Origin of the sequence: Rhizobium lentis, assembly GCF_017352135.1 — a bacterium.
Taxonomy (GTDB): domain Bacteria; phylum Pseudomonadota; class Alphaproteobacteria; order Rhizobiales; family Rhizobiaceae; genus Rhizobium; species Rhizobium lentis.
Map to the genome: position 1 here is coordinate 396,462 of NZ_CP071454.1, position 18,512 is coordinate 414,973.

The 18,512-nt window shown below is 62.1% G+C and carries 16 protein-coding genes; 6 read left to right on the forward strand and 10 right to left on the reverse strand.

Features of this window, described 5'->3' with window-relative positions; translation table 11 throughout:
- The first annotated feature begins 63 nt into the window (after positions 1-63).
- From J0663_RS01990 to J0663_RS02000, 3 genes are read left to right on the forward strand one after another with little or no spacing between them, the layout of a single operon-like run.
- On the forward strand, positions 64-957 hold the full coding sequence (locus J0663_RS01990; RefSeq protein WP_207242811.1) for an ABC transporter permease: 894 nt from the start codon (positions 64-66) through the stop codon (positions 955-957).
- Positions 954-1,742 carry an ABC transporter permease gene (locus J0663_RS01995; protein WP_207242812.1) on the forward strand — a complete coding sequence of 263 codons (789 nt, stop codon included), beginning with the start codon at positions 954-956 and terminating at the stop codon, positions 1,740-1,742. Before J0663_RS01990 ends, J0663_RS01995 begins: the two co-directional genes overlap by 4 nt.
- 12 nt (positions 1,743-1,754) lie before the next feature.
- A complete protein-coding gene (locus tag J0663_RS02000) occupies positions 1,755-2,816 on the forward strand; it encodes an ABC transporter ATP-binding protein (protein WP_207242813.1) in 1,062 nt (353 codons plus the stop codon).
- 140 nt (positions 2,817-2,956) lie between these two features.
- On the opposite strand, the gene J0663_RS02005 is transcribed toward J0663_RS02000, so the two are convergent.
- From J0663_RS02005 to J0663_RS02025, 5 genes are all read right to left on the reverse strand, one after another.
- Positions 2,957-3,958, reverse strand: coding sequence for an ABC transporter ATP-binding protein (locus J0663_RS02005; protein ID WP_207242814.1), 1,002 nt, complete (start codon positions 3,956-3,958; stop codon positions 2,957-2,959).
- Between the two features lie 10 nt (positions 3,959-3,968).
- Positions 3,969-4,982 (reverse strand): Gfo/Idh/MocA family protein, encoded by a 1,014-nt coding sequence (locus J0663_RS02010; protein ID WP_425504992.1) that lies wholly within the window; start codon positions 4,980-4,982, stop codon positions 3,969-3,971.
- Between the two features lie 44 nt (positions 4,983-5,026).
- Positions 5,027-5,866, reverse strand: a complete 840-nt coding sequence (locus tag J0663_RS02015) for a carbohydrate ABC transporter permease (protein WP_207242816.1) — start codon at positions 5,864-5,866, stop codon at positions 5,027-5,029.
- A gap of 9 nt (positions 5,867-5,875) precedes the next feature.
- Complete coding sequence (locus tag J0663_RS02020) at positions 5,876-6,823, reverse strand: carbohydrate ABC transporter permease (RefSeq protein ID WP_207242817.1); 948 nt, start codon at positions 6,821-6,823, stop codon at positions 5,876-5,878.
- 222 nt (positions 6,824-7,045) lie between these two features.
- Positions 7,046-8,302: an ABC transporter substrate-binding protein gene (locus J0663_RS02025; RefSeq protein ID WP_207242818.1), complete on the reverse strand. Its 1,257-nt coding sequence runs from the start codon at positions 8,300-8,302 to the stop codon at positions 7,046-7,048.
- A gap of 516 nt (positions 8,303-8,818) precedes the next feature.
- On the opposite strand from J0663_RS02025, the gene J0663_RS02030 reads away from it, so the two are divergent.
- Both J0663_RS02030 and J0663_RS02035 read left to right on the forward strand, forming a co-directional pair.
- The gene (locus J0663_RS02030) at positions 8,819-9,703 is read left to right on the forward strand and encodes a glucosamine kinase nucleotide-binding domain-containing protein (protein WP_207242819.1); all 885 of its coding nucleotides are present in this window, start codon (positions 8,819-8,821) and stop codon (positions 9,701-9,703) included.
- Positions 9,700-10,464, forward strand: coding sequence for a GntR family transcriptional regulator (locus J0663_RS02035; RefSeq protein WP_207242820.1), 765 nt, complete (start codon positions 9,700-9,702; stop codon positions 10,462-10,464). Before J0663_RS02030 ends, J0663_RS02035 begins: the two co-directional genes overlap by 4 nt.
- A gap of 122 nt (positions 10,465-10,586) precedes the next feature.
- Here the strand turns inward: J0663_RS02035 and metH are convergent, their stop codons facing one another.
- Positions 10,587-14,363 (reverse strand): methionine synthase, encoded by a 3,777-nt coding sequence (gene metH, locus J0663_RS02040; RefSeq protein WP_207242821.1) that lies wholly within the window; start codon positions 14,361-14,363, stop codon positions 10,587-10,589.
- A gap of 168 nt (positions 14,364-14,531) precedes the next feature.
- Here metH and J0663_RS02045 point away from each other — a divergent pair, with 168 nt between their 5' ends.
- Entirely contained in the window at positions 14,532-15,791 is a 1,260-nt protein-coding gene (locus tag J0663_RS02045; protein WP_207242822.1) for an AGE family epimerase/isomerase, read from the forward strand.
- 3 nt (positions 15,792-15,794) lie between these two features.
- Here the strand turns inward: J0663_RS02045 and J0663_RS02050 are convergent, their stop codons facing one another.
- The 4 genes from J0663_RS02050 to J0663_RS02065 all read right to left on the reverse strand — a co-directional run bounded on the left by J0663_RS02050 (position 15,795) and on the right by J0663_RS02065 (position 18,511).
- Positions 15,795-16,418 carry a DUF2799 domain-containing protein gene (locus tag J0663_RS02050; RefSeq protein WP_207242823.1) on the reverse strand — a complete coding sequence of 208 codons (624 nt, stop codon included), beginning with the start codon at positions 16,416-16,418 and terminating at the stop codon, positions 15,795-15,797.
- A gap of 146 nt (positions 16,419-16,564) precedes the next feature.
- A complete protein-coding gene (locus J0663_RS02055) occupies positions 16,565-17,062 on the reverse strand; it encodes a heme-degrading domain-containing protein (protein ID WP_207242824.1) in 498 nt (165 codons plus the stop codon).
- A gap of 90 nt (positions 17,063-17,152) precedes the next feature.
- Positions 17,153-17,764: a flavin reductase family protein gene (locus J0663_RS02060; RefSeq protein ID WP_207242825.1), complete on the reverse strand. Its 612-nt coding sequence runs from the start codon at positions 17,762-17,764 to the stop codon at positions 17,153-17,155.
- A gap of 3 nt (positions 17,765-17,767) precedes the next feature.
- A complete protein-coding gene (locus tag J0663_RS02065; protein ID WP_207242826.1) occupies positions 17,768-18,511 on the reverse strand; it encodes an aspartate/glutamate racemase family protein in 744 nt (247 codons plus the stop codon).
- Position 18,512: the final 1 nt, after the last annotated feature.

Consider the following 18,512-nt stretch of genomic DNA (forward strand, 5'->3'; position numbering starts at 1 on the left):
CGGCCTCCCCGCCCCAAAAGGCGGGGAGGTTTTCTCACTCCGACGCCCCTGGATGAGCTTTTCATGAGTACCGTTTCAACGCCGATGGTGGGCAGCACCCCCTTGATCAGCAAAGATCGCGTGATCGACTGGCTGGGCATTGCGCCCTTCATTATTTTCTCTCTGCTGTTTCTGATCATCCCAACGCTTTATCTTGTGGCGGGCGCGTTCCTGACGCCCGAGGGCGATTTCACGCTGAAGAATATCGGCGACCTTTTTACGCCATCGATCATGAGCGCCTACTGGATCAGTATCAAGGTCTCGGTGGCCTCCGCTCTTGGCGGCGCGCTGATCGGCTTCTTCCTGGCCTGGGCCGTCGTGCTCGGCGGACTGCCCGCCTCCGTGCGCTCGACGCTCCTAACCTTCTCCGGCGTCGCCTCGAATTTCGCCGGCGTGCCTCTTGCCTTCGCCTTCCTGGCGACGCTCGGCCGCACCGGCCTCGTGACGGTTTTCCTGCGGGAATGGTTCGGCTTCAATCTCTATGGCACCGGCTTCAACCTGCTGTCCTTCTTCGGCCTCACCATCACCTACATGTATTTCCAGATTCCGCTGATGGTGCTGATCCTGACCCCGGCGCTGGATGGAATGAAGAAGGAATGGCGTGAAGCCTCCGAGATTCTCGGCGCCACCAACCGTCAATATTGGACGATGGTCGCGCTGCCGATCCTCTGGCCGAGCCTGCTCGGCACCACGTTGCTGCTCTTCGCCAACGCCTTCGGCGCCATTGCGACCGCCTTCGCGCTGACTGGCAGCTCGCTCAACATCGTGCCGATCCTGCTCTACGCGCAGATCCGCGGCGACGTTTTGCACAATCCCAACCTCGGTTACGCCATCGCCCTCGGCATGATCGTCATCACAGGCGTGTCCAACATCCTTTACCTCATGCTGCGCATGCGCGCCGAGAGGTGGCAAAAATGAAAACGCAACGCTTGGGGGCCTGGATCGCGATCATTCTCGGCGCATCCTATTTCATCATCCCGCTGATCGGCACCATCGAGTTTTCGCTGCGCATGCGCCGCGGTGAATACAGCCTGGATGCCTATGCATCAGTCTTCTCGGACATTCAGTTCCGCGAAACCTTCGGCTACTCCATGCTGATGGCGTTGCTCACCATCGTCTTCGGCATGCTGCTGGTCGTGCCGACGGCCTATTGGGTGCGGCTGCGCCTGCCGCAGATGCGCCCGGTCGTCGAATTCATCACGCTGATGCCGCTCGTCATTCCGGCGATCGTCATCGTCTTCGGCTACCTCAGAATGTACAATTCCTCGTCGTATCTGCCGCTGACGGGTTCGACGACCGGCACTAACGCCCTGCTGGTCTTCTCCTATATCACGCTGTCGCTGCCCTACATGTACCGCGCCGTCGATACCGCCATGCGCGCCATCGATGTGCGTACGCTGACGGAGGCGGCAGAAAGCCTCGGCGCCCGCTGGACGACCATCATGTTCCGCTGCATCTTTCCGAACGTGATGAGCGGCGTGCTGTCCGGCGCCTTCATCACGCTTGCGATCGTCATGGGCGAATTCACCTTCGCCGCCCTGCTCAACCGCCCGGCCTTCGGCCCCTACCTGCAGCTCGTCGGCGCCAACAAGGCCTATGAACCCTCGGCGCTCGCCGTCATCGCTTTCTCGATCACCTGGCTCAGCATGGGCCTGCTCAACCTCGTTTCTCGCTTCGGCAAAGCCCGCCCGGCAAAGGCTTAAGGTAACCGGCTCATGTCTTTTCTCACACTGAACAACATTCAGAAGTCCTTCGGCCCGGTTCAGGTCGTCAAGAATTTCAACATGAACATCGAGAAGGGCGAGTTCATCTCCTTCCTCGGGCCGTCCGGCTGCGGCAAGACGACCGTTCTGCGCATGATCGCCGGCTTCGAGACCCCTACCGGCGGCACGTTGACCATCAACGGCAAGGATCAGAGCACGCTGAAGCCCAACCAGCGCAATATCGGCATGGTCTTCCAGGCCTATGCCCTGTTCCCGAACATGTCCGTGCATGACAACGTCGCCTTCGGCCTCAAGGTCGCCGGCGCGCCGAAGCCCGAAATCGACGCCCGCGTGAAGGAGATGCTCGGCCTGATCAAGCTCGATCATCTGGCCGACCGCTACCCCTACCAGCTGTCTGGCGGCCAGCAGCAGCGCGTCGCACTTGCCCGCGCGCTCGCCGTCAAGCCGCAGGTGCTGCTGCTCGACGAGCCTCTGTCGGCGCTCGACGCTAAGATCCGCGTATCGCTGCGCGAGGAAATCCGCCAGATCCAGCAGCAACTCGGTATCACCACCGTCTTTGTCACCCACGACCAGGAAGAGGCTCTGTCGATCTCCGATCGAATCGTCGTGATGAATGCCGGCAAGGCCGATCAGATCGGCTCGCCCTTCGAGATCTACAACAAGCCGGCCACGCGCTTCGTTGCTTCCTTTGTCGGCACCTTGAACCTCATCGAAGCCAAGGTCGTCGATCCCGACGCCAACCTCATCCAGATCGGCGATCAGAAGATCACGCTGAAGCAGTCGGTCGCAGCCCACAAGGCCGGTGAAACCATCTCGCTGGCGCTGCGTCCGGAGGCAGGCTCGCTCTCCGACACCGCCCGAAGCGATACCGCGCTGACCGGCCAGGTCGTCTCGGCCCACTTCCTCGGCTCGGTCATCCGCACCCGGATGAATGTCGGCGGCAACGTCATCTCCTTCGACATGTTCAACAGCCCCGGCGTCACCCCGCCGCAGGCCGGCGAAACCGTGACGCTGCGCTTCATGGCCGCGGATTTGCTGATCATCCGCGATTGAGTTCACAAGCACCGCTCACGCAAAAGGCGCCGCAAAACGGCGCCTTTTTGTTACTCGGAATGATGCAGGAGACTGCAGCCTTGGGACGAAGGCATGGCCGCGAATCTCTTCTCCCCAGCGGGGAGAAGGGAAAGGACACCTCACCGGATCGCCCGATCGTCCGCGTCGAAGCGATGCACACGCTCCTGATCCGGAGTCGCGTAGACGACTTCGTCCGGCTCGTACTGGTGCTCTCCGAAGAGCCGCGCCGTCAGCAGACCGCACTGCTCCGATTCCAGATAGATGATCGTGTCGGCGCCGAGATGTTCGACATGCACGACCTTGGCGGCCCAGCTCCCCTGCTCGCGCGACAGCGTCATATGTTCGGGGCGCACGCCGATCGTCTTGGCGCTGTGATCGCCGACCTTCTCGGCCGCGATGAAATTCATCTGCGGCGATCCGATGAAGCCGGCGACGAAGACATTGGCCGGGCGGTTGTACAGTTCCATCGGTGAGCCGATCTGCTCGATCGCGCCGGCGTTCAACACCACGATCTTGTCGGCGAGCGTCATCGCCTCGACCTGGTCGTGGGTGACATAGATCATCGTCGCCTTGAGGCTACGGTGCAGCCGGGCGATTTCAAGCCGGGTCTGCACGCGCAGCGCCGCATCGAGGTTCGACAACGGCTCGTCGAACAGGAAGAGTTCCGGTTCGCGCACGATGGCGCGGCCGATCGCGACGCGCTGCCGCTGGCCGCCGGAGAGCTCGGCTGGCCGCCGCCCCAGATAAGGCGCAAGCGACAGCATGCCGGACGCCTTGCCAACGCGCTTTTCGATCTCGTCCTTCGACGTTCCCGCCTGCTTGAGGCCGAGGCCCATATTGTCCTTGACCGTGAGGTGCGGATAGAGCGCGTAGGACTGAAAGACCATGGCGATGCCGCGCTTGGCCGGGGGTGTCAGCGTCTCGTCGCGGCCGTTGATCACGACGGCGCCCGATGTCACATCCTCGAGGCCGGCGATGCTGCGCAACAGTGTCGACTTTCCGCAGCCCGACGGCCCGACAAAGATGACGAATTCGCCGTCCTTGACTTCGAGGTCGACGCCTTTCAGCACCTCATGCGTGCCATAGGTCTTGCGGATGGATTTGAGTTGAAGCGATCCCACTGTCTTTCCCTTACAATCTGACCGGCTGGCCGGTGCGCACGCTCTCGTCGGCGGCAAGGCAGATGCGCAGCGACGCCACAGCATCCGCCATATGGCGGTCGAGGTTCAGATCCTCGCGGATCGCCCTCAGCATGAAGGCCTGTTCCAGGTCGCAGAGCGCCTGATGACCGGGCTCGCCAGTCATCCTCATATCCTGGTCGGGCCGGATGAATTTGCCGTCAGGGCCGGTTTCAGCCGTGTGCAGACGGATCACGGATGTCTTGGTATGTGTATCGATGTTGTCCGACTTTGCGTTCGGATCCATGACGATCGACACCGCGCCCTTCGGCGACATCACATCCTTCACGAAGAAGGCGGTCTCCGAGATCATCGGCCCCCAGCCCGCCTCGTACCAACCGACCGAACCGTCCTCGAAAAGCACCTGCAGGTGACCGTAATTATACATGTCGGGGGCGATCTCGTCGGAGAGACGCAGCCCCATGCCGCGCACCTCGACGGCCCTGGCATCGGTGATCTGGCACATGACGTCGACATAATGGACGCCGCAATCGACGATCGGCGAGGTCGTGCGCATCAGCGACTTGTGCGTCGCCCATGTCGGACCGCTGGACTGCTGATTGAGGTTCATGCGGAATACGTAAGGCGGGCCGAGCTTGCGCGCCTCCTCGATCAGCTTCACCCAGGATGGATGATGGCGAAGGATATAACCGATCGCCAGCTTTTTCCCCGCAATCTTTGCAGCAGCCACGACGCACTCGGCGTCGGCGACGGTGGTTGCCAGCGGCTTTTCCACGAAGACATGGCAACCGGCCTCGAAAGCAGCGACGGCATAATCGGCATGGCTGTCGGAATAGGTATTGATCGAGCAGAGGTCCGGCTTCAGCTCGGCAAGCGCCGTCATGAAGTCGCGATGAACGGTATAGCCCTGCAATTCGGGTTCCAGCGCCGGCGTCGAGCGATTGACGAGGCCGACGATCTCGAAGCCGGGATTGTTGTGATAGGCGAGCGCGTGGCTGCGGCCCATATTGCCGAGACCGGCAACGAGGACACGGATCGGTTTCTCCAGGTTCACTTGACGGCTCCCGACGTGATGCCGCGGATCAGCTGCCGCGAGAAGATGACGTAGAGGATGAGGATCGGCAGGATCGCAAGCGACAGCGCCGCCAGCACCGCATTCCAGTTGGTGACAAACTGGCCGATGAAGATCTGCGAGCCGAGTGTGACCGTCTTGGTGGCTTCAGAAGGTGCGAGGATAAGGGGGAACCAGAGGTCGTTCCAGATTGGGATCATGGTGAAGACGGCAACCGTCGCCATGGCCGGGCGCACGAGCGGCAGCACTAGGCGGAAGAAGATCGCATATTCGGAAAGCCCGTCGATGCGCCCGGCATTCTTGAGGTCGTCCGAAACCGTGCGCATGAATTCCGACAGGATGAATATCGCAAGCGGTATGCCCTGCGCGGTATAGACGAGGATCAGCGCCGTCAGCGTATTGACGAGGCCGGCCGCCACCATGCCCTGCAGGATCGCCACCGTGCCCAGACGAATCGGGATCATGATGCCGATCGCCATGTAGAGCCCGAGCAGCATATTGCCGCGGAAGCGGTATTCCGACAGCGCGAAGGCGGCCATGGCTCCGAAGAGCAGCACCAGCAAGATCGAGGCGATCGTGACGATGAAGCTGTTCTGGAAATAGGTGGCGAAATCGCCCTGCCCCAGCACCGTCTGGTAGCCGACCAAGCTGAAGGTCGACGGCGTCGGTATCATCAGCGGCTCGCGGAAGATCGAGGAGCGATCCTTGAACGAGTTGACGATGGTCAGGAACACCGGAAACAGCGCGACCAGCGTATAGGCGCCGAGCGCCAGATGCACGAGACCGGTGCGGATCGGAGATGTGCGTGCCTTGGACATGCGCGCTCCTCAGAACTGGTAGCGACGCATGCGCCGCTGGATGACGAAGAGATAAAGCGAGACACCGGCGAGAATGATGAGGAACATCACCGTGGCGATCGTCGCGCCCATTGAGCGGTCCCCAAGCTGCAGCTGGAAACCGAAGAAGGTGCGGTAGAGCAGCGTGCCGAGAATGTCGGTCGACATGTCGGGCCCGGCAAGCGCCCCCTGCACCGTGTAGATCAGGTCGAAGGCGTTGAAATTGCCGACGAAGGTCAGGATCGAGATGATGCCGATTGCCGGCAGGATGAGCGGCAGCTTGATCTTCCAGAACTGGGCCCAGCCAGTGACGCCATCGCATTCGGCCGCCTCGATCACCTCTTCCGGGATGCTGAGAAGCGCTGCATAGATCAACATCATCGGGATACCGATATATTGCCAGTTGGAGATCAGCGACACGGCGATCAGCGCCGACCCCGGCTTGCCGAGCCAGGGCGCGAACAGGAATTTCAGGCCGATGAGATCGAGCATCCAGGGCGCGACACCCCAGATCGGCGAAAGGATCAGTTTCCAGATGAAGCCGACGATGACGAAGGAGAGCAGCGTCGGCAGGAATATCGCCGTACGATAGAAAGCAACTCCCTTCAGCTTCGGCACCGAAAGCAGGGCGGCAAGCGCAATACCGATCGGGTTCTGCACGCACATGTGGATGACGAAGAAGATCAGGTTGTTGACGAGCGCGTTCCAGAAATCTCGCGCCCAGCGCGGGTCGCCGAACAGCACCTTGAAATTCGCAAGACCGACGAAGGCCGGCTGCCCATCGACCGTGTTGTAGAGCGAAAGCCTGAGCGTCTCGATGAGCGGCAGCACCATGACGGCGGAATAGATGATCACCGCAGGCAGCATGAAGATGACGATGTGCCAGCGCACCGGGCGCTTGATCGGGACGATTTCGGCCGCGTTGTGGGTTTCGCTCATGGCTTTTGCCTGTTCTGTCGACTGGCCGCAATTTTGCGGGCGCAGATGGAAAACATTGCGCCTCACCCTAGCTCTCTGCCGCCTGGGAAGAGAGCGAACGCGCCCTGCTGATATGCTCTGTCGGGCTGGGAGGTCGCTTTCGAGTCACCTTCTCCCCGCAAGTGGGGAGAAGGTGGTTGGCAGGCCGGATGAGGGACTGCAGATTGCAGCCCCCCGATCATATTACTTCGCCGGCTTGTACCAGCTGTCGAGGCCCTTCTGCAGCTTCTCGGCAGCAACCTGCGGCGTATCCGTGCCGTTGATCACATTGGCCGATTCGACCCAGGTCTCGTTTTCGAGGTTCGGCGTGCCGCGCGACAGGATCTGGTAGGTCGAGCGCACGGTCGACTTGTACGGGCCGCGCCAGGACACGAATTCCTGGGCGAGCGGATCGGACATCTTGACCGGGTGGGAGTTCAGGCTGAAGAAGCCGGGCAGCGCGTTGGCATAGAGATCGGCGAATTCAGCCGAAGCGACCCAGCTCAGGAATTTCTTGACTTCCTCGGGATGCGTACTCTTCGCGTTGAGCGCGACGCCGATATCAGGATGGTCGGAAATGTACCCCTGGTCGCCGGCCTTCGGAACCGGCGGCGGGAAGGCGCCCATCCTGAACTGCGCCTGCGTGTTGAAGAGCGCAATCTCCCAGGAGCCGGCAGGGTAGATGGCGGCGCGGCCGAGCGTGAAAAGGTTCTGGCTGTCCGAATAGGTCTGGGCCTCGAAACCGTCACCGAGATAGGGCTTCCACTTGGCAAGTTCTTCAAACGGCTTGACCCATTCAGGATCGGTCAGCTTCTGCTTGCCGGCGATCAGGGCTTGGCGGCCCTCCTCACCCTTCCAATAGTTCGGGCCAATGTTCTGGTAGCCCATGGTCGCGGCTTCCCATAGATCTTTCGTGCCCATGGCGAGCGGAATATAGGTGCCGTCAGCCTTGATCTTGTCGAGGGCCGCGTAGAACTCGTCCTGCGTTTTCGGCACGGAGATGCCGAGCTTGTCGAAGGCATCCTTGTTGTAGATGAAGCCGTGGATGACCGATGCCATCGGCACGCAGAAGGTCGACTTGCCGTCGTCGGTCGTCCAGGCGGCCTTGGCGACCGGCGAGAAGTTCTCCATGCCCGGCAGACTGGTGATGTCGACAAGCTGTTTCTTGTTGAAGAGCTCGAGCGAGGTGAACGGACGGCAGGTGATGATGTCGCCTGCAGAACCGGCATCGAGCTTGGCGTTCAGCGAAGCATTGTATTCGGTCGGCGCGGTCGGCGAGAAGACGATCTTGATGCCCGGGTTCTTTGCTTCGAACGCCGGAATGATCTTCTCCTGCCAGATCTGCAGGTCGTCGTTACGCCAGCTTTCGAGCGTCAGCGTGACGTCGGCGGCATGGACGAGACCTGCCGACGTCAGCAGGCTAGAGGCAAGCAGCAAGCTTTTCAGAGCAGTGTTTTTCATTTCCCTCTCCTGTTGTCAGGCGCGAATGCGCCGTTTTTCGATCTGAAACAAGCAATTGGCGCGTCTGAGGAAACACCCAATGCCCCTTGGAGGGCCGCCAGCCGGCTGCCGGCCCCGAAAGCTCGATTGACCGATAGCGGATCACCTCGGTCGAACTGCGCGCCCTGCACCGGGCGCGGCGAAATGACGGTGGGAAAGCCGATGGATCCCGGAATTCACCACTGGCCCACAAGCCGGCGGATCGTTCTTTGATCATTCTCGAAGCGGCTCCGGCTGGCTTTGCTGCCGGTTTTCGTGGGCTTCGAAACGCTGTTCCCTTTTTTCGAATTAAGGCCAAAAAAATACCAATTGTCCAGTCGAAAATTAACTTTTTGGCTTCCAAAAACTCGTTAAGGAATTTTAGCAAACAAAATCAGAATGATAAAAAGGCGAAATTTCTCCATCATTCCCACTTGGTAAATGGTATTTTTTTGGTATTGTATAGAAAACACGGGGAACGGCATATTCGGAGGGCCGATGACGGAGCTTGCAATCGGCATAGACGGCGGCGGAACGAGCTGCCGGGCAGCGGTCGCGGATAGAGACGGCAATGTTCTCGGCCGCGGCAAATCGGGCCCTGCCAATATCCTGTCCGATCTGGAAAACTCGCTTCTCAACATCGTCGAAGCCGCCCGGCAGGCGCTGCGCGATGCCGGGCTCGAGGCTGAAGCCCTTTCGTCCATCGCATCAGTCGTCGGCGTCGCCGGCGCCAATGTCATGGACTACGGCCAACGAATCGAAGGAGCCCTGCCCTTTGCCGAAGGCCGTGTCGTTACCGATGCCTTGATCTCACTCCAGGGGGCGCTCGGCGATGCAGACGGCATCGTCGGCGCATTCGGCACCGGCTCGGTCTATAATGCCCGCAGGGATGGCCGGCTGAAGGGTATCGGCGGCTGGGGCTTCGTCGTCGGCGACCAGGCGAGCGGCGCCCGCCTCGGCCGCGACCTCATGGAGCGGTCGCTGCTCGCCCATGACAGGGTGCGCCCGGCATCGCCGATCACAGAAGCGGTCATGGCCGAATACGGGGACGACCCGGAGCAGATCGTCGATTTTGCCCATACGGCACGGCCGAAGGATTTCGCCCGTTACGCGCCCATGGTCTTCAAGCATGCCGCCGAGGGTGATGCCGTCGCGGTCGATATCGTCAGGGATGCCGCAACGGCGATCGCCGAAAGCCTCGATACTCTCCTCTGGCCGGAATGCCCGTCGATCTGCCTTCTCGGCGGCCTTGCCGAAGCCTACGAGCCGTGGCTTTCCGAACGCTACAAGCCGCTGCTTGCCAGACCGAAGAACGATGCCCTGCAGGGCGCGGTGGAACTTGCCGTCAAGCTTTTGAACGGCCAGCAGAGAGGTGAGGCATGACCGACGACCTCGCCACCCTCCTGTCCTTGCAGCGCCTGCAGGCGGCCGGCACGGGCCCGCTCTACGTTAAGCTGCGCCGCACACTCGAAGAAGCCGTGCGCGCCGGCACGCTCGGCCACGGCGATGCCCTGCCGCCGGAGCGCGACATCGCCGAATTTGCCGCCGTCAGCCGCGTCACCGTGCGCAAGGCGATCGACGAGCTCGTCGCCGACGGCCTGCTGGTTCGCCGCCACGGCTCGGGCACCTTCGTCGCCAAGCCGGTATCCAAGGTCGAGCAACGGCTGTCGCAGCTCACCTCCTTCACCGAGGATATGGCGCGCCGCGGCATGTCCTCCCGCTCCGAATGGCTGCACAAGGGCATTCACACCCCCTCACCCGACGAAATGATGATCCTCGGCCTCGCCGCCGACGTGAAGGTTTCGCGCCTCTCGCGCCTGCGTATCGCCGATGACCAGCCGCTGGCGATCGAGAACGCCAGCGTCTCCGGCGAATTCCTGCCGGATCCCTCCATCGTCACCACTTCGCTCTACGCCGAACTCGAACGTCGCCAGGTTCGTCCGGTGCGCGCCGTTCAGCGTATCTCGGCAACCAATATGAAAGAAGCCGATGCCCAGCTTCTCGGCGTCCCCTTGGGTGCGGCCGGCCTGTCGATCGAGCGTATCTCCTATCTCGGCTCCGGCCGCGCCGTGGAATTCACCCGCTCGCTTTATCGCGGCGACGCTTATGACTTCGTGGCCGAGCTGACGATCGGGGTGACATGAGCCCGACAGCCTGACCATGGGAAATTATCGAGCAGCATCAAAAGCATGAAGCCGGAAAGTGAATCACTTTCCGGCTTCAACGTCTCTTGATTCATCGCATTAAGAACGGTGGCGAGCAGTCTTTATGCCGCGTCCTCGATCTCCTCGTCCGCCTTGCGCGGCACGTAGTTCAGCACCGGTCCGAGCCAACGCTCGACCTCGGACACCTCCATACCCTTGCGCTTCGCATAGTCTTCCACCTGATCCCGCTCCACCTTGGCGACGCCGAAATAATAGGAGTCGGGATGGCCGATATAGATGCCGGATACGGACGAGCCGGGCCACATCGCATAGCTCTCCGTCAGCTTCACGCCGGCCGCCTTTTCCGCATTAAGCAGCCTGAAGAGCGTTGCCTTTTCGGTGTGGTCGGGCTGGGCGGGATAGCCGGGCGCCGGGCGGATGCCGGCATAGGCTTCGCCGATGAGCTCCTCATTGCTGAGATGCTCATCTCTCGCATAGCCCCAATAGTCGCGCCGCACCTCTTCATGCATGCGCTCGGCAAAGGCCTCCGCGAAGCGGTCGGCCAGCGCCTTGACGAGAATCGACGAGTAATCGTCGTTCGACCGCTCGAAGCGTTCGGCGATGGCGATTTCCTCGATGCCGGCCGTGACCACGAAGCCGCCGACATAGTCCTGCACGCCGCTTGTGACAGGCGCAACGAAGTCCGAAAGCGCCACATTCGCCCGCCCGTCCCGCTTCGACAGCTGCTGGCGCAGCGTGTAGAAGGTGGCGAGCTCCTGTTTGCGGCTTTCGTCAGTGAAGAGGCGGATATCGTCGCCGACGGCACCGGCCGGCCAGAAGCCGATGACAGCGCGCGGACGGAACCACTTCTCGTCAATGATCTTCTTCAGCATCGCCTGGGCATCAGCCCAGAGCGCACGCGCCGCCTCGCCCTGCTTCTCGTCTTCGAGAATGGCGGGGAAACGGCCGCGCAATTCCCAGGTCTGGAAGAACGGCGTCCAGTCGATGTATCTGGCAAGCTCGGCGAGATCGTAATCCTCGAATACGCGCGTGCCGAAGAATTGCGGCTTCGTCGGCTGATAGGCCGACCAGTCGGTCTTGTGCGCATTGTCGCGGGCGCGGGCCAGCGGCAGGCGCACCTTCTCGGCCTCGCTGCGGGCATGAGCGGCCGCCACCTTGGCATATTCGGCTCTTACATCGTCGACATAGCCCTGCCGGGTTTCCGGCGAGAGCAGCGCCGAGACGACGCCAACGGCGCGGCTGGCATCGGTGACGTAGACCGCCTGACCCTTGTTGTAGCCGGGGTGGATTTTCACCGCTGTATGCACGCGGCTGGTTGTGGCACCGCCGATCAGGAGCGGGATTTCGAAGCCTTGCCGCTCCATTTCGGCCGCAACATGCACCATCTCGTCGAGCGACGGAGTGATCAGCCCGGAAAGGCCGATGACATCGACCTTCTCGGCGATGGCCGTTTCCAAGATCTTCGTTGCCGGCACCATGACGCCGAGATCGACGATTTCGTAATTGTTGCAGGCGAGCACGACGCCGACGATGTTCTTGCCGATATCGTGCACATCGCCCTTGACGGTCGCCATCAGGATCTTGCCGGCCGATTGCCGATCGTCGTCGCCGCCATTGAGGCGCTTTTCCTCTTCCATGTAGGGAAGAAGGACGGCAACGGCCTGCTTCATGACGCGGGCTGACTTAACGACCTGCGGCAGGAACATCTTGCCCGAGCCGAAGAGGTCGCCAACGACGTTCATGCCGGCCATCAGCGGCCCTTCGATGACGTGCAGCGGCCGGGCGGCCTGCCGCCGCGCCTCCTCCGTATCGGCCTCGATATATTCGGTAATGCCATTGACGAGCGCGTGTTCGAGACGCTTCTCGACGCTCCATTCGCGCCAGGAGAGATCCTGGACGCGGCCTTCCCGGGCACCCGCGCCACGGAAACGCTCGGCCACTTCGAGCAGCCGTTCGGTCGCATCGGAGCGGCGGTTCAGCACCACGTCCTCGCAGGCCTCGCGCAGCTCGGCATCGATATTGTCATAGACGGCCAGCTGGCCCGCATTGACGATACCCATGTCCATGCCCGCCTGAATGGCGTGGTAGAGGAACACGGCGTGCATCGCCTCGCGCACCGGCTCATTGCCGCGGAACGAGAAGGAGAGGTTCGAGACGCCGCCGGAGATGTGCACCAGTGGCATGCGCTGACGGATCGTCCGCGTCGCCTCGATGAAGTCGACGCCGTAATTGTTGTGCTCTTCGATGCCGGTCGCGACCGCAAAGATATTCGGGTCGAAGATGATGTCCTCGGGCGGGAAACCGATCTTTTCCGTCAGCAGCTTATAGGCGCGCGTGCAGATCTCGACCTTGCGGTCGTAATTGTCGGCCTGGCCTGTCTCGTCGAAGGCCATGACGACGACGGCCGCGCCGTAATTGCGCAGGAGCCGCGCCTGGGCGAGGAAATTCTCCTCGCCTTCCTTGAGCGAGATCGAGTTCACGATCGGCTTGCCCTGCACGCGCTTCAGGCCGGATTCGATGATCGAGAATTTCGACGAGTCGATCATCACGGGCACGCGGGCGATGTCGGGCTCGGCAGCGATCAGGTTCAGGAATTCGACCATCGCCTTTTCGGAATCGATCAGGCCTTCGTCCATGTTGATGTCGATCACCTGCGCACCGTTCTCGACCTGGTCGCGGGCGACATCGAGCGCTGCGGTGTAATCGTGATTGGTGATCAGCTTGCGGAATTTCGCCGAGCCGGTGACGTTGGTGCGCTCGCCGACGTTGACGAAGGGAATGTCCTTGGTCAGCTCGAAGGGTTCGAGGCCGGACAGCGACATGAAGGGGCGATGTTCGGGAATCGGCCGCGGCTTGTATTTGGCTACGGTCTCGGCGATCGCCCGGATATGTTCCGGCGTCGAGCCGCAGCAGCCGCCAACGATATTGACCAGGCCCTCACGGGCGAAGCTGTCGATCTGTGCGGCCATCAGCTCCGGCGTTTCGTCGTACTGGCCGAACTCGTTCGGCAGGCCGGCATTCGGATAGGCGCAGATGAACGTGTCGGCAACGCCTGACAATTCCTGCAGATGCGGACGCATCGCATTGGCGCCGAGCGCGCAGTTGAGGCCGACCGTGAAGGGCTTGGCATGGCGCACCGAGTTCCAGAAAGCCGAGGGCGTCTGGCCCGACAGCGTACGGCCGGAAAGGTCGGTGATCGTGCCGGAGATCATCACCGGCAGGCGCACGCCCTTGGCCGCGAAGCGCTCCTCGCAGGCGAAGATCGCCGCCTTGGCGTTCAACGTGTCGAAGATCGTCTCGATGAGGATGATGTCGGCGCCGCCGTCGATCAGGCCGTCGATCTGCTCGCCATAGGCGTCGCGCAGGTCGTCGAAGGTCACGGCGCGGAAGCCGGGATTGTTGACATCGGGCGAGATCGAGGCGGTGCGGTTGGTCGGGCCGATGGCGCCGGCGACGAAGCGGCGGCGGCCATCCTCGCGCTCGGCGCGGATTGCCGCGCGGCGCACGATCTCGGCGCCTTCCTTGTTGAGGTCGTAGACCGCGCCTTCCATCTCGTAATCGGCCTGGGCGATGCGGGTCGAGGAGAAGGTGTTGGTCTCGAGAATATCGGCGCCGGCCTTGGCGTATTTGTAATGGATCTCTTCGATCGCATCCGGCTGGGTCAGGATCAGAAGGTCGTTATTGCCCTTCTGGTGGCAGGCGCAGCCGATGAAGCGAGTGCCACGGAACTGGTCCTCGTCATAGCCGAGGCCCTGGATCTGCGTGCCCATGGCGCCGTCGAGAACAAGGATGCGCTCGCTCGCGGCTTTTTTCAAAGCGGCGAAAACTTCACTGCCGTCACGCTTGCCCGTTTCCGGACCAAAGAGATTGTCAAACACGGGAGGGCTCCTTGACGTCGTAAGACCAGACTTCCAGATCACATAAAGATATCTTTATGTCAATATATGCCGGTCGATTTCGTGCTTTGCGAGCCTTGCCCGATGACAGGCCCGCGCGAGCTCTATATAGGCCTTTGCTACGCTTGTGCACGAAATCGGAGGAGTATCATGGCACCCGCAACCGGCAACGGCACGCTTGGAAACTGGGCAAGCCGCGCCTACCATCGCGGCTGGCTGCTGAACCAGGCAAACAGCCTCTTCGATTTCTTCCAGCACAATTCGATCAATCCCAAGGGCGGCTTCTACGATCTTGACGACACCGGCAAGCCGCTCGATGCCGATGGACAGGTGCGCGGAATCCATATCGCCGCGCGAGCGGTCCATTGCTTTTCGATCGGCGCCCTGCTCGGCCGTCCCGGTGCAGCCGACGTCGTCGACCACGGCATGGACTATCTCTGGAACCACCATCGCGACCGGAAAAATGGCGGCTATTTCTGGTCGCTCGACAATAACGGCCCGGTCGATTCCAACAAGCAGGGCTACGGTCACGCCTTCGTCCTGCTCGCCGCCTCGTCCGCCAGGACGATCGGCCATCCGCTGGCCGACGGCATGCTCGCCGATATTACCGAGACCCTGATTACCAGATTCTGGGAACCGCGCCACGGCGCGATCGCCGAGGAATTCACCGCCGACTGGCAGCCGCTCGACGGCGGCGCCTATCGCGGCCAGAACTCCAACATGCACCTGACCGAAGCGCTGATGGCAGCCTTCGAAGCCACCGGCGACAGGGAATACCTGACCAAAGCCGAAAGCATCGCCGATCTCGTCATCCGCCGCGCGGCCGGTTCGGTCGACTGGCGCGTCGCCGAACATTTCGACGCCGAATGGAACCTCGATAAGGATTACTATCATCCGAACGAAATGTTCCGCCCGGCCGGCACGACGCCCGGCCACTGGCTTGAATGGGCGCGCCTCATTCTGCAGCTCTGGGCGCTCGGCGGCAAACGCATCGCCTGGATGCCGGATGCGGCGAAAGCCCTTTTCGAACAGTCCATGGCGCTGGGCTGGGACAACGACAAGGGCGGCTTCTTCTATACGCTCGACTGGGCGGATAAACCGGCCAAGCGCAACAAGCTGTGGTGGCCGGCCTGCGAGGGTGCGGCTGCCGCGCATTTCCTCAACGAGCACCTGCCGAGCGACTATCATGAGGAATGCTACCGCAAGATCTGGAACGTGATCGAACGCGCCTTCATCGACCACAAGAACGGCGGCTGGCACGAGGAACTGACCGAAGAACTCGTTCCCTCGCACGCGCTCTTTCCCGGCAAGGGCGACATCTATCACGCGCTGCAGGCCTGCCTCATCCCGCTCTTCCCGGCCACCGGCAGCCTGACGAAAGGCATCGTCGAAGCCGGCGGCAAGCTCTGAGGTTCAATAGCCCGGCGCCGGCAGTTCGGCGCTCGGGTTGCGCTGGAACCATTCGACATCCTCGTTGACGCGGTCGAGATCGTCCTGCACGTCGCGCTGGTCGCGGCGGATGTCGTGCATGTCGTCTTCGAGATCCTCGATCCGCCGCCGCAGTGCGGATCTCTCCTCGTCCTTGGCATTCCTCAGCTTGTCGGAAAGCTCGTCGATCTCGGTCTCCTTGGAGCTATAGTCGTTCTGCATCGCGTTGAAGCGCTCCTGCAGCCCGTGCTGCTTGGCTCCGAGGTTGAAGCCGCGCAGGAAGCCAGATGCGGTTTCCGGCGGGCAGACATTGGCGTAACCGCCGCCCGACTGGCCACGCGCCAGCCCGCTGAGCGGCGTGCAGTAGCGCACCAGGCCAGCCTGGTATCCCTGGAACCAGATCGACTGGTCGGGCACGATCTTCACCCGCTCGCAGGATTTCGCGTGCGCGGCGAAGCGCTGCTGCGGCTCGTAGCCCGCCGCTCCGTCACTCTCGCCGATCACCCGCCAGTCTGCGGCGACGCATTCCTCCTTGGACAGCGTGTTGCAGGAGGCGAGGAAAAGGCCGAAGCCGACAGTGGCGGCAAGCGCAACAAGCAAGCGGATCATGGCGTCCCGGGTAAAATGAGGAGTGCGATGCCGCAGCTTAGCCGCAGGATAAGCCCGCGTCACCGGAGCGGAGACGCGATTTTGCAATTTTCATGGCTTTTTTCTGTCAAAATTACGGCGAACGCGATTCGATCAGAGCGACCGCATCAGAGCGGCGGGGCGAGCCGCAGCGTATCCAGGTCCTTCGCCAGCATCAGCGCCAAGGCCTCGACCACGAGATTATGGTCGTCGCGTTGCGGCAGGCCGGAGACGGTGACCGCACCGATGCAACCGGTGCCCTTGACGTTGATCGGGAAGCTGCCGCCATGCGGCGCATAGTCTGCGCCGGCAAGCCCGTTATCCTCGACCGTCTTGCCGTCCTTCGCGAGCTTCAGGCCGGAGGCATAGCTGCTGCGGAAATAACGCAGCACCATGTTGCGCTTGCGGCGGACCCAATTGACGTTGTCGGGCGTCACACCCGGGAGGGCCGCGTAGAACACCGGCATCGAATGCAGGGTCACGTCGATCGCGATGCCGAGGCCGCGCTCGGTGCCGAGTTCCTGCAGAAGCTTGCCGAGCTGCCATGCCGTCGTCAGGTCGAAAGCGTCGAAGCTTAGCGCCTTCTCCTGTTCGGCGATCCGGCTGAGATCGTTCTCGATTGTCATGGGAAAGCCCTCCTCTGCCGCTTTGATCCGCAGCAGACCATTCTCACGGAAGGCAAAAAAGTAAAGCAAAAACTTGGATCTGCCCTGACGTCAGAGCTTCGGCGTCAGCATTTCGAAACGGTCGCGGATGGTGGCGCAGGTATCGCCGCCGAGCCTCGCAATGGCATCGACCCTAGCCGGATCGACATGCAGCCTTTCCGGGTCAACGACCCCGTCGCGGTAATGCGCATAGACGATCTCGCCCATGACAATCTGGCGCGAACGGCCGAGCTCCAGCGTCACGTGCCGCCGGCATTCGAAGGCGGCCGGCGCCTCGGCGATGAAGGGCGACGCCACCCTCGCGCCCGGCATTGCCGTCAGGCCCGCCTCCTTCAACTCGTCGACGCCGCGCGGATATCGGGCGCCGCAGACATGCATCGCCTCGGCGATGGCGAAGGAGACGATGTTGACGGTGAAGACCTCGGTCATGCGGATATTGTGGCCGGTGTCCTTGAACGACATGTCGGCATTGTTCTCGACGCCGATCGCCAGAATCGGCGGATCGGCCGACAGGCAGTTGAAGAAGCTGAAGGGGGCCGCATTGATCCGGCCGCGCTCGTCGACCGTCGTCACCAGCGCGATCGGCCGCGGAATGATCGTGCCGATCATCAGCTTGTAACGCTCGCGCTCCGAAAGCTGCGTAAAGTCGAAGGACACCGCCATCGGTTAACCGGCCCTCGGCACCGGCGAAAAGCCGCTCATCGCGCCTGTAAAGGGCTTCGGCAGCGGCGAGGCATAGGAGCCGCGCTTGCTGGTGGAAAGGCCGAGCGACAACAGCGCCTCGGCCTGCTTGACGGCGGCCGCAACACCGTCGACGACCGGCACGCCGTAAGTCCCCTGCAATTCCCTGGCGAGATCCGTCATGCCGGCGCATCCGAGCACGATCGCCTCGGCGCCGTCTTCTGAAAGCGCCCGCTCGATCTCGGCCCCGAGCTTGCCGATCGCGCCCGAAGCCGCATCCTCCAGCTCCAGCACCGGAATGTCGGAGGCGCGCACCCTGGCCCGCTCCCCCATGCCGTAGCGGCGCACCAGATTGTCGATCAGCACCCGCGAGCGCTCCAGCGTCGTCACCACGGTGAAACGCTGCGCCAGGAAGCCCGCCGTCGCGATCGCGGATTCGCAAAGCCCAAGGACCGGCACATCGGCGAAACTGCGCGCCGCTTCGAGCCCGGTATCATCGAAACAGGCGATGACCGCTGCGTCATAGCCTGATGCCTGCCGCTCCCTGAGTTCAAAAAGCAGACCGGGGATTGCAAGCGCACCGTCGTAATGGCCTTCGATGGAGACAGGCCCCATACTCGATGTGGCGGCGATGATCTCCGTGCCCGATGCCGCGACCGCGCGCGCGGCGGTCGCGGCCTTCTCGGTCATGGAGGCCGTGGTATTCGGATTGACGATGAGGATGCGCATG